Raw genomic sequence first — 10961 nt, 5'->3', positions numbered from 1 at the left:
CGGCAGCGCCACGCGGATTCGCCACGATGGACGGCGCTGGCGGCGGCAAGGCGGCCGCCGTCCCGGCCTGCCCGCCCCCCGGCGTCAGCGGCCGGACGGTCGCGACCAGCCGCGTCCACAGCGCCTGTTCCTCAGCGCTGAGCGGCCGCATCGCCCGCCCGGTCGCTGGTCATATCGAGCGCCCGGGCGCGCGCCAGGCTGCCCCTGGGCAGCAGCAGCAGCGCCCGGCCGCGTGCCGACATGCCGCCGGCAATCTCCGCCGCGCGCGCGCCCGCGCCCCAGAAGCTGTCGAACCGGTTCGCGCCCTTGATCGCGCCGCCGGTATCCTGTGCGATCCACAGGCCGTTCGCTTCCCCCCGGTCAACCGCCAGATGCACGGGCGCGCCCAAGGGCACGAAGCGCGGATCGGCGGCCAGCGTCGTCTCCGGCGTGACCGGCAGGCCGAGCGCGCCGAGCGGCCCCGGCCCGGTCAGCTCGCGGAAGAACACATAGGACGGGTTTTCGCGCATCAGCGCGGTGCCGGCCGCGCCATTGGCGGCGATCCATGCCGAAATGCCCTGCATCGTCGCCTGCCCCGGCCCAAGCAGCCCGCGCTGGCGCAGCAGCGCGCCGATGCCGACATAATCATGGCCGTTCTGCCCAGCATAGCCGATGCGCACGATGCTGCCATCGGGCAGGCGCAGCCGCCCCGACCCCTGCACCTGAAGGAAGAACAGAGCGACCGGATCCGCCGCCCAGCCAATCTCCAGCCCCTTGCCGGCCAGCGCGCCCTGCTCGATCGCGGTGCGGTCGAAATAGGGGACCAGCCGGCCATTCTCCACCCGCCCCCGGATCGTGCGGCCGGCCAGGCTTTTGGCGAATGCGCCCAGATCAGCCTCGATCAGGTCGGGCGGGCGGCGATAAATGGGGGTGCGATAGTCCGGCCCGGCGGTGCGCGCGGCGGCGATTTCCGGCTCATAATAGCCGGTGACGAACGCCCGCCCGTCGCCAACCGTCACGGTTTCAAAGCTGTCGGCAAAAAAGCCGGTGGCCGAGGTCGCACGCTCTGCCGCGGCGCACACCCCGGTCCAGTCCAGCCCGGGAATGCCCGCGGCCGCCTGACGCCTGACCAGCGAGGGGCAGGACAGGCGGAAGGCCGCCAACGCCCGTTCCGCGCCGGCGGCATCCAGCCCGATTTCTGCAACCGGCGGGCCGGCGCTCAGCCCGGCGGCCCAGGCGCTGGCCGGGGGTGCCTTGGGCGGCGGTGGGGACGGGCTGACGGTCGGGACTGGGGCCGGGGGCACGGCCGGCGGGGCCGGCGCACGCGGCCCGGAAACACAGGCGGACAGCGCGAGCGCTGCCGCCAGCACCGGAGCGATGTTGAGACGGGGGGCAACCGGCGCAGCGATTGCCGCCGCCCCGGCGCGGGGCATCACGCGGCCTCGTCGGTTTCGACGAGCAGCCAGTTGGGATCGTTGCTGCGCAGCGTGCGGCTGAACGTCCACACATCCTCGGTCGACACCGCATCGGTCAGCGATCCGGCAATGACCTCGCCGTTGGTGTCGCGCGTCACGGCCGCGATATCGGCGCTGAACGCGATGGTGACGAAGGCCTGCCGCCCTTCAACCCGGGCGGCGGTGATGACCGCGCGTTCGATCGACACCAGCCGGTTGTCGAGCACCTCGCCCGCCTCGGCGCGGGCGGCGATCGCCTGGGCAAACGCCTCGCGCACATCGTCGCCGGTCAGCCAGGCCAGCTGGTCGGTGTCGCCGCGCCAGAACGCCTCCAGGATCATCCGATAGGCACCCTTGGCGCCTTCGAGGAACCGTCCGACATCAAAGCCGGAGTCACTCTGCACGATCTGACGCACGCCGGCAGCGGCACCCGGCGCGATCATCGAGTCGGTCGGCAGCGCCGGTTCGGCGGGAGCATCGGGCAGCGCGCGCGCGGCGGGATGCGCGACCACGCGCTCGTCGCTGGGCTTGGGCGGCAGCGCCTGTTCATGGCCGCTGCGTTTGCCGAGCACCATATACAGCCGGAGCGCGAGAAATGCCGCCACCATGGCAAGAAGGACGATCCCGACCACCAAACCTCCCAAATCACTGCGCCCGAACATAGGCATGTCGGCCCGCCGTTTCAAATGGCAGCGCGGGCGGGCACCCGGCAGCCGCGCGCGCCGCCCCGGGGCGGCTTGCTTGAACTGAACGGCAGTGCCTGCTACGCGCCCGCGACGTTTGGCGCCAGCGCCAAATCCATTCACCGCGCGGCCCCGATGCCAGATGGCACGCCGACAGACAAAGGCTTGAGAGACGATGACCGACGAAACCAGCGCCACGCCCGAACAGGATTTCGCCAATGGCGCGGACACCCAGCCCCAGGTCGGCATCATCTCGCAATATGTGAAGGATTTCTCGTTCGAGAATCCGAACGCGCCCAATGTCTATCAGTGGCAGGGCCAGCCGCAGATCGACGTCCAGTTCAACATCGGGTCAAACAAGATCGCCGACGACGTCTATGAAGTCGTGATCAAGATCGATGTGAAGGCGGTGTCGGCCGACCGCACGGCGTTTCAGGTCGAGCTGGCCTATGCCGGGCTGTTCGGCATCCGCAACGTGCCGGAAGAGCAGATCCAGCCTTTCTGCTATGCCGAAGCGCCGCGCCTGATCTTCCCCTTCGCCCGCCGCATCCTGGCCGATGCCGTGCGCGATGGCGGCTTCCCGCCGCTGATGCTCGAGCCGATCGATTTCGCCGGCCTTTATGTGCAGCAGGCGCAGGCGCAGCTCGCCCAGAGCCAGCCGGCCGGCGAGGCCTGATCCGGCAGCGCCCGGCAGGGCTGCGACCATGAATCTGGTCAGGGCGATCGGCACGATCGGCGGCATGACGATGGTCAGCCGCATCGCCGGTTTCGCGCGCGAAATGCTGATGGCGCGGATCATGGGCGCATCGGGGGCGGCCGATGCGTTTCTGGTCGCCTTCCGCCTGCCCAACACCTTTCGCCGGTTGTTCGGCGAAGGCGCGTTTTCGGCCGGGTTCGTGCCGCTGTTTTCCAAGCGCCTGCACGGCGAAGGCGGGATCGAGGATGCCCGCGCCTTTTCCGAAGAGGTGCTGGCGGTCTTCCTGCCCAGCCTGATGCTGTTCACTCTGGTGTTCGAGCTGGCGATGCCGCTGTTCGTCGCGGCCATCGCCTCGGGCTATGTGGGGGTGAAGTTCGACCTGACGGTCACCCTCACCCGCATCACCTTTCCCTATCTGCTGCTGATCAGCCTGGTTTCGCTGTTCTCGGGCGTGCTCAACTCGCTGACGCGCTTTGCGGCGGCAGCCTTTGCGCCCGCGCTGCTCAACGTCGCGATGGTGGCGGCGCTGCTGATCGTGCCCGAAGGCGGGGTGGCGACCGCGCATGCACTGGCCTGGGGCGTGGTGGCGGGCGGCGTGCTGCAAATGGCGCTGATGTGGAACAGCGCGCGCCGGGCGGGGATTTCGCTCAGGCTCAGGCGGCCGCGGCTGACGCCGGGGGTCAGGCAGTTTTTCGTCGTCGTGATCCCGGCGACGCTGGGCGCAGGCGTCTATCAGGTCAGCCAGCTGATCGACACTTTCTTCGCCACCCGCCTGCCCGAAGGGTCAATCAGCTATCTGAACTATGCCGACCGGCTCAATCAGCTGCCGCTGTCGGTGATCGGCACGGCGCTTGGCACCGCGATCCTGCCCCAGATCAGCCGGATGATCGCCGAGAACCGCCCCGACGAAGCGGCGGGCGTGCAGTCGCGGGCGGTCGAGCTGGCGATGCTGCTGTGCGTGCCGGCCTTTCTCGCGCTTGCTGCCGTTGCCGAGCCATTGATCGCCGCGCTGTTCCAGGGCGGCAGGTTCACGGCCGAGGATGCGCGAGTCACCGGCATGACGCTGGCGATCATCGCCGCCGGCCTGCCCGCTTATGTGCTGGTCAAGGTCATCACCCCCGGCTTTTATGCGCGGCAGGACACGGCCACCCCGGTCAAGACGGCGGTGATCGTGCTGGTCGCCAACATCGTCCTCAACTTCGCGCTGATCCCGGCATTCGGGATTTACGGGCTGGCGGCGGCGATCGCGCTGTGTTCCTGGCTCAACTGCGCGATGCTCTACATCGTGCTGCGCGCGCGCGGGCATTTCCGCATCGAACCATGGCTGTGGGGGCGCATCGCCCGCCAGCTTGTCGCCGGCGCGCTGATGGTCGCCGCGCTGATCGGCATGAAGCTGCTGCTCGCCGACTTTTTCGCCGGATCGACCGGGCGGCGGCTGATTGCGGTGGTGGCGCTGTGCGGCACCGGCGGCATCGTCTATTTCGGCACCGCGCTGCTGATCGGCGGCATGGACAGACAGGGACTGGCGCTGATCCTGCGCCGCAAAAGGAAAGCATGATGCGGATCGTCTCGGGCATCCAGCCCACCGGCAAGCTCCATCTCGGCAATTATCTGGGCGCGATCCGCAACTGGGTGCGGATGCAGGACGAAAATGCGGCGGCAGGCGGCGAGACTTTGTTCTTCCTCGCCGATCTGCATTCGCTGTCCGACCACATCCCCGCCGACACGCGGCGCGAGGGGGTGCGCGAAATGGCTGCGGCGCTGATCGCCGCCGGCGTCGATCCGGCGCGCGCGATCCTGTTCAATCAGGCGCGGGTGCCCGCCCATGCCGAGCTGTGCTGGCTGCTCAACGGCACCGCGCGCATGGGCTGGCTCAACCGCATGACCCAGTGGAAGGACAAAGCGGGCAAGAACCGCGAAGGCGCGTCGGTCGCGCTGTTCGACTATCCGGTGCTGCAGGCGGCCGATGTGCTCGTCTATCAGGCGACCCATGTGCCGGTGGGCGAGGACCAGAAACAGCATCTGGAGCTGGCGCGCGACATTGCGACCAAGTTCAACACCGATTTCGGGGTCGAGCTGTTTCCCCTGCCCGATCCGATCATCCCGCCGGCCGCCGCGCGGATCATGTCGCTCCGCGACGGGACGGCCAAGATGTCCAAGTCCGATCCCTCGGACATGGCGCGGATCAACCTGGCCGATGACGATGACCTGATCGCCCAGAAGATCAAAAAGGCCAAGACCGATCCCGAGCCGCTGCCCGGCGAGGCGGCGGGGCTGGAGGCGCGGCCCGAGGCGCGCAATCTGGTCGGCATCTATGCCGCCCTTGCCGATCAGAGCGTCGATCAGGTGCTGGCGCGGTTCGCCGGCCATGGATTCGGCGCGTTCAAGCCGGCGCTGGCCGAGCTGCTGGTCGAAACGCTGCGCCCGATTCGCGACCGCTTCGTCGATCTGAAGGACGATCATGCGGCGATCGACCGGGTGCTGGCCGACGGGGCCGAACGCGCCGCCGCACTCGCCGCGCCGACGCTCGCTGCTGCCTATCAGGCGCTCGGCCTGTTCCGCTGACCGGGGTGATGCGCGCGGGTGCGGCGGCTTGACCCGTTCGTGCGTTCAACCGACATTCAGCCATTCCGGGCAAAGATCGGGATATAAGAAGGCAACAGAGCATAAAGGGTCCTTCGATGTCGGCGACGAGGAAGATCATGTTGGCGGCAGCCCCGGTGGCGCTTCTGGCGCTTGGCGGTTGCGCGCAGAGTTTCAATGCCAAGGTCAACCGGTTCGCGGCGCTGCCGCCGCCCGCACAAGGCCAGAGCTTTGTCATCAAACCCGCCGATCCCAAGCTGGAAGGCGGGCTGGAGTTTCGCAGCTATGCTCAGCTGGTCGCGCGCGAGCTGGAACGCTTCGGCTATCGCGAGGCGACGGGCGGCGCAGCCAATCTGACCGTCACGCTCGATTACGGCGTCGACAATGGCCGTGAACGCATCACCAGCACGCCGGGTTTCGGCGGCTTTGGCGGTTTCGGCGGCTGGGGCGGTGGCTGGGGCGGCTGGGGCTGGGGCGGCGGCTGGGTCGACCCGTTCTGGGGTCCGGGCTTCGGGCCGGGCTTTGGCGGCGGCTGGGGCGCGGATGTCCGCAGCTACACCATCTACAACAGCCAGCTGCGGATGGAGATGACCGAGGCCGGCGGCCAGCGCGTGTTCGAGGGCACGGCGCGGGCGGTGTCGCGCAGCGACGATCTGCCCTATCTGGTCCCCAATCTCGTCCAGGCGATGTTCACCGGCTTCCCCGGCAATTCGGGCGAGACGGTGACGATCAAGATCCCGCCCAAGAAAAAGTAACGCCGTGGCCTGCCATCGTCCGGGGCGATGTAATGGACGATCGGAAAAAATGGGCTGATCGAAAAAAAAGGGCCGCTGCCTTCGCGGATGAAGGCAGCGGCCCTTTTTTGTCGCGGGTGCCCGCCGTCCGGGCCGGGATCAGGCCTCGAGCTGGCGGATCAGCGCGCGCACATCGGCGTCGAGATCGGCGTCCTGGCCGCGCAGCTTTTCGATCTGCTTGACCGCATGGATGACGGTGGTGTGATCGCGCCCGCCAAAGCGGCGGCCGATTTCCGGCAGCGAGCGCGGGGTCAGCCGCTTGGCCAGATACATGGCGATCTGGCGCGGGCGCGCGACCGCACGGGCGCGGCGCGCCGACACCATTTCCGCCTGGCGCATCCCGTAATGCGCCGACACGGCGCGCTGGATCTCATCGATGGTGATGCGCCGGGTCGATGCGTTGAGCATCTCGCCCAGCACTTCCTGCGCGAATGCAAGGTCGATCACCCGCTCGTTGAGCAACGCATAGGCGGTCAGCCGGTTAAGCGCGCCTTCAAGCTCGCGGATGCTGGTCTGGATGCGCGCGGCGAGCAGCTCGGCGACCTGATCGGGCATGGCGACATCGGCCATGCCGGCAAGCTTGGCCCGCACCACCGCCAGCCGCAGCGCATAGCCGGCCGGCTTGATATCGACCACCAGCCCGCTGCCCAGCCGCGACAGGATGCGCGTTTCGACCCCGTCCAGCGCCTGGGGCGCGCGGTCGGCGGAAATCACCACCTGCCGCCCGGCGGCCATCAGCTCGTTCAGCGTGTGCAGAAACTCTTCCTGCGTCGATCCCTTGCCGGCGATGAACTGGATATCGTCGATCATCAGCAGATCGGCCGAGCGCAGCCGCTGCTTGAACGACAGGGTGTCGCGGTCGCGCATCGCCGAGACGAAATCGACCATGAACTTTTCGGCCGACATGAACAGGATGGTCGCACCGGGCATGCGCGCGCGGAATGCCGCGCCGATCGCGTTCATCAGATGCGTCTTGCCCTGGCCGGTGCCCGAATGAATGTAGAGCGGGCTGAACCGCAGCTCGCCGGCGGCCAGTGCACGAGCGGCGTTGAACGCCATCCGGTTTTCATCGCCGACGACGAATCGCTCGAAGCTCTGCCGGGGATCGAAGGCCGGGTGGACCGCCGGGGCCGCCGCCTGATTGGCCGCCGGTTCGGCTTCGTCGCGCGGGTAGAGACGGGTGACGACATCGGTCGGCGCGACATCGATCCGCACCTCGCGCACGCCGGGCAGCGCCGCGCGCCATGCCAGCGTCAGCCGGTCGGCATAATGGGCGCGCACCCAGTTCGCCATGAACTCGGTCGGCACGGTCAGGCGGACCTGATCGCCGGCCTCGCTGACATCGGCGAGCATGATCGGCTTCAGCCAATGATCGAACAGCCGCGCCCCGCAATCGCGCTTCAGCCCGTCCCGGATGCGCCCCCAGGCGGTCGTGATCTGTTCGCCACGTTCCATCTGTTCCTGTTCCCGCATCCGCATCTGCGCCATCTGGCCTCCCCTTGCTGGCGGCACCCGCTTGCAGGGGCCGCCAACCGGCCGCACCCCGCAATCCGCCCCATATTCCTGCCCCGCCCGGCGCCGGGCCGCATTCGACCCCGCCAATATCCGCCCGGCGCGCACGAACCTGCCGCCAAGGCCGGGGCCTTGCCGCAAGGACATCCACGAGGACTGATACCGCGCCCCGATTCGAGCGCCGGAGACCGAGTTTTAGGGGCCGGATCGCGAGTCGATCAAGGCTGGTGCCGTCAATATTCGGAAATAATCCCCGTTGACTCGCAAAACCGCCATTTTTCCACAGGGCCAAGCAAGGCTCTGTTTTTACGGTATTTTTCGCGATTAACCCAGATCAATCACCACACGAATCAAGGCGATACCGTCACTTAGCCGTCACATCTGTGAAACAAACAGCAAGACCCGCCGGACGCGGGGCGTCCGGCGGGCCGATCATGCCGTCAAGTCGGGAAATGGCGCGCTCAGGCGAGCGCGGCAATCCGCTTGTTCAGGCGCGAAAACTTGCGCGCCGCGGTGTTCTTGTGGAGCACGCCCTTGGCGACGCCCCGGGCCAGCTCGGGCTGGACGGCCGCAATCGCCTGCGCCGCCGCCGTCTTGTCACCCGAAGCGATCGCCGCCTCGACCTTCTTCACGAAGGTGCGGATACGGCTGATGCGCGCGTGGTTGATGTCCGCGCGACGGGCGTTGCGACGGATGCGCTTCTTTGCTTGCGGCGTATTCGCCATCGAAATCCTCGAGCTCGGTTTGAATAAAAAAGGCGCGACAGTCGTGCCGCGACCCGAAGGCCAGCCCCTTAGCCAAGAGGCGGCCCCGGGTCAACTGCAGTCAGTGGCCCCCAGCCTCAATCGGCAAGGGCAAGCGCTTCGTAACGCGCCAGATGATGGTCGACCGAGCCGAACTGCCCCTCGATCATCGTCGCGCGCTTGAAATAATGGCCGATCGCCAGCTCGTCGGTGATGCCGATGCCGCCATGGATCTGCACCGCGCTCTGGCCGGTGAAGCGCAGCCCGCGCCCGATCCGGGCCTTGGCCTGGCTCACCGCCGCACTCCGCTCGGCCGCCGACAGGCCAAGCCGCAGCGTCGCCATCAGCGTCATCGACACCGCCTGCTCGACCTCCATGAACATGTCGACCAGCCGGTGCTGGAGCACCTGGAAATCGGCGATGGCGCGGCCGAACTGCTTGCGCTGCTTGGCATAGTCCATCGTGCCGGTGTGCAGGCGGCGCATCACGCCGGTGGCCTCGGCGCACAGCGCGGCGACCGCCTCGTCGACCACCTGCTCGATCAGCGGCAGGGCATCGCCCTCCCCGCCCAGCAGCGCCTCGGCCCCGACCGCGCACTGTTCGAAATACACCTCCGACGCGCGGAAGCCGTCGACGGTCGGATAATCGCGCCGGACGATGCCGGGGCGGTTCGCCTCGATCAGGAACAGGCCGATGCCGTCGGCATCGCGCTGGCCGCCGCCGGTGCGCGCGGTGACGAGCAGATGCGTCGCCCAGGGCGCGCCATAGACGACCGCCTTATGGCCGTTGAGCACCCAGCCGGCCCCGTCGCGGCGCGCGGTGGTGCGCAGGTTCGACAGCTCGTACCGCCCCTGCGGCTCGGCATAGGCAAAGGCGATGACGGCTTCGCCGGCGATGATCTGCGGGATGACCGAATCGGCCACCGCCCCGCCCACCGCCTTGAGCGCGCCGCCGCCGATCACCACGGTCTGGAGATAAGGCTCGATCGAAATCGCTTCGCCCAGCTGCTCCATCACGATCATATTCTCGACCGCGCCGCCGCCCAGGCCGCCATGCGCCTCGGCAAAGGGCGCGCCCAGAATGCCAAGCTCGGTCGCCAGCGCGCGCCAGATGCCAGGATCGCGCCCGGCCTCGCCGGCGATCCATTTGCGGCGGGTGTCGAAATCGTAATTGTCCGCCAGATAGCGCGCGAGCGTGTCGCGCAGCATCTGCTGCGTCTCGTTGAAGCTGAAATCCATGTTGATCCTCTCACGCGCCCCGCCCGGCCGTTGCCGGGCGGGACGATTCTGTCGTTCCGGTTCGGCTCAGAGGCCCAGCACCATCTTGGCGATGATGTTGCGCTGGATCTCGTTCGAGCCGCCATAGATGCTGGTCTTGCGGCCGTTGAAATAGGTCGGCGCGGCGCGGTGCGCATAATCCGGGCCGATCGGCGTTGCATTGTCGCCGGTCGGGAAGCCCCGGAAATAGGGCGCGCCATAATGGCCGACCGCCTCGAGCGCGAGCTCGGTCAGGCGCTGCTGGATCTCGGTGCCCTTGATCTTGAGCAGCGAGGATTCCGGCCCCGGCCCGCGCCCCGCCGCCTCGGAGGCAAGCGTGCGCAGCTCGGTGAACTCGAGCGCGGTCAGATCCATTTCCAGCTCGGCGATCTTGCGCTTGAAGAAGGCGTTGGCGATCAGCGGCCGGTCGCCGTCCATCTCCGACCGGGCGATGGTCTTGATCCGCTCCACCCCGCGCTTCGACCGCGCGACCCCGGCAATGCCGGTGCGTTCATGGGCCAGCAGGAACTTGGCGCAGGTCCAGCCCTTGTTTTCCTCATAGATGCGGTTTTCGACCGGCACGCGCACGTCTTCGAGCCACACCTCGTTGACTTCATGCTCGCCGCCCAGCGTGATGATCGGCCGCACGGTGATGCCCGGCGTCTTCATGTCGATCAGCAGGAACGAAATGCCTTCCTGCTGCTTGGCGTCGGGATCGGTGCGGACGAGGAAAAAGCCCCAATCGGCATGCTGGGCCAGCGTCGTCCAGGTCTTCTGCCCGTTGACGATATAATGGTCGCCGTCACGCACCGCGCGGGTGCGCAGCGAGGCGAGGTCGGACCCGGCACCCGGTTCCGAATAGCCCTGGCACCACCAGTCATCGCCCGACAGGATGCGCGGCAGGAAGCGCGCCTTCTGCTCGGCAGTGCCGAAGGTGTAGATCACCGGGCCGACCATGTTGATGCCAAAGGGCATGATCGGGATGGTGTCGGCACGCGCCAGTTCTTCCGACCAGATGTAACGCTGCGTCGTCGTCCAGCCGGGGCCGCCATATTGGGTCGGCCATGCCGGGGCGACCCAGCCTTTCTCCGCCAGGATCCGGTGCCAGGCCAGAAAATCCTCTTTGGCCAGTTCCTCGCCCTCATCGGCTTTCGCGCGCAGATGCGCGGGATAGTTCGCGGCGATGAAGGCGCGGGCCTCCTCGCGGAATGCGATGTCGGCGGGGCTGAACTCCAGGTCCATATCTCTCTCCTTCCAGGC

General features: G+C 67.8%; 10 protein-coding genes. 4 read left to right on the top strand and 6 right to left on the bottom strand.

The window, feature by feature from the left end:
• Positions 1–131 precede the first annotated feature (131 nt).
• Together mltA and OPU66_RS06135 are read right to left on the bottom strand one after the other, a co-directional pair.
• Positions 132–1412, bottom strand: coding sequence for a murein transglycosylase A (gene mltA / locus OPU66_RS06140; protein WP_498552725.1), 1281 nt, complete (start codon positions 1410–1412; stop codon positions 132–134).
• Complete coding sequence (locus OPU66_RS06135; RefSeq protein ID WP_498552724.1) at positions 1412–2065, bottom strand: Tim44/TimA family putative adaptor protein; 654 nt, start codon at positions 2063–2065, stop codon at positions 1412–1414. Before OPU66_RS06135 ends, mltA begins: the two co-directional genes overlap by 1 nt.
• 226 nt (positions 2066–2291) lie before the next feature.
• Here OPU66_RS06135 and secB point away from each other — a divergent pair, with 226 nt between their 5' ends.
• From secB to OPU66_RS06115, 4 genes are all read left to right on the top strand, one after another.
• Positions 2292–2792 carry a protein-export chaperone SecB gene (gene secB, locus OPU66_RS06130; protein WP_498552723.1) on the top strand — a complete coding sequence of 167 codons (501 nt, stop codon included), beginning with the start codon at positions 2292–2294 and terminating at the stop codon, positions 2790–2792.
• A 28-nt stretch (positions 2793–2820) separates the two neighbouring features.
• A complete protein-coding gene (gene murJ / locus OPU66_RS06125) occupies positions 2821–4371 on the top strand; it encodes a murein biosynthesis integral membrane protein MurJ (RefSeq protein WP_498552722.1) in 1551 nt (516 codons plus the stop codon).
• On the top strand, positions 4371–5378 hold the full coding sequence (gene trpS, locus OPU66_RS06120; protein WP_498552733.1) for a tryptophan--tRNA ligase: 1008 nt from the start codon (positions 4371–4373) through the stop codon (positions 5376–5378). Before murJ ends, trpS begins: the two co-directional genes overlap by 1 nt.
• A gap of 116 nt (positions 5379–5494) precedes the next feature.
• Complete coding sequence (locus OPU66_RS06115) at positions 5495–6151, top strand: DUF4136 domain-containing protein (protein WP_498552721.1); 657 nt, start codon at positions 5495–5497, stop codon at positions 6149–6151.
• A 138-nt stretch (positions 6152–6289) separates the two neighbouring features.
• Here OPU66_RS06115 and dnaA read toward each other — a convergent pair whose 3' ends face one another.
• The 4 genes from dnaA to OPU66_RS06095 form a co-directional block, all read right to left on the bottom strand.
• Positions 6290–7678, bottom strand: a complete 1389-nt coding sequence (gene dnaA, locus OPU66_RS06110) for a chromosomal replication initiator protein DnaA (protein WP_498552720.1) — start codon at positions 7676–7678, stop codon at positions 6290–6292.
• A gap of 485 nt (positions 7679–8163) precedes the next feature.
• A complete protein-coding gene (gene rpsT / locus OPU66_RS06105) occupies positions 8164–8427 on the bottom strand; it encodes a 30S ribosomal protein S20 (RefSeq protein ID WP_498552719.1) in 264 nt (87 codons plus the stop codon).
• Between the two features lie 116 nt (positions 8428–8543).
• Positions 8544–9683, bottom strand: coding sequence for an acyl-CoA dehydrogenase family protein (locus tag OPU66_RS06100; RefSeq protein WP_498552718.1), 1140 nt, complete (start codon positions 9681–9683; stop codon positions 8544–8546).
• Positions 9684–9749: 66 nt separating this feature from the next.
• On the bottom strand, positions 9750–10943 hold the full coding sequence (locus tag OPU66_RS06095; RefSeq protein ID WP_498552717.1) for an acyl-CoA dehydrogenase family protein: 1194 nt from the start codon (positions 10941–10943) through the stop codon (positions 9750–9752).
• Positions 10944–10961: the final 18 nt, after the last annotated feature.

The sequence above is a fragment of the Sphingomonas sp. URJC2 genome (assembly GCF_059803575.1).
Note: the sequence above shows the minus strand (reverse complement) of the source record. Positions and strands in the feature narration are given on the sequence as shown.

Coding starts and splice junctions, on each gene's coding strand:
- OPU66_RS06095 (WP_498552717.1), bottom strand. CDS start 10,943: ATGGACCTGGAGTTCAGCCCCGCCGACATCGCATTCCGCGAGGAGGCC.
- mltA (WP_498552725.1), bottom strand. CDS start 1,412: ATGCCCCGCGCCGGGGCGGCGGCAATCGCTGCGCCGGTTGCCCCCCGT.
- OPU66_RS06115 (WP_498552721.1), top strand. CDS start 5,495: ATGTCGGCGACGAGGAAGATCATGTTGGCGGCAGCCCCGGTGGCGCTT.
- trpS (WP_498552733.1), top strand. CDS start 4,371: ATGCGGATCGTCTCGGGCATCCAGCCCACCGGCAAGCTCCATCTCGGC.
- dnaA (WP_498552720.1), bottom strand. CDS start 7,678: ATGGCGCAGATGCGGATGCGGGAACAGGAACAGATGGAACGTGGCGAA.
- rpsT (WP_498552719.1), bottom strand. CDS start 8,427: ATGGCGAATACGCCGCAAGCAAAGAAGCGCATCCGTCGCAACGCCCGT.
- murJ (WP_498552722.1), top strand. CDS start 2,821: ATGAATCTGGTCAGGGCGATCGGCACGATCGGCGGCATGACGATGGTC.
- OPU66_RS06100 (WP_498552718.1), bottom strand. CDS start 9,683: ATGGATTTCAGCTTCAACGAGACGCAGCAGATGCTGCGCGACACGCTC.
- secB (WP_498552723.1), top strand. CDS start 2,292: ATGACCGACGAAACCAGCGCCACGCCCGAACAGGATTTCGCCAATGGC.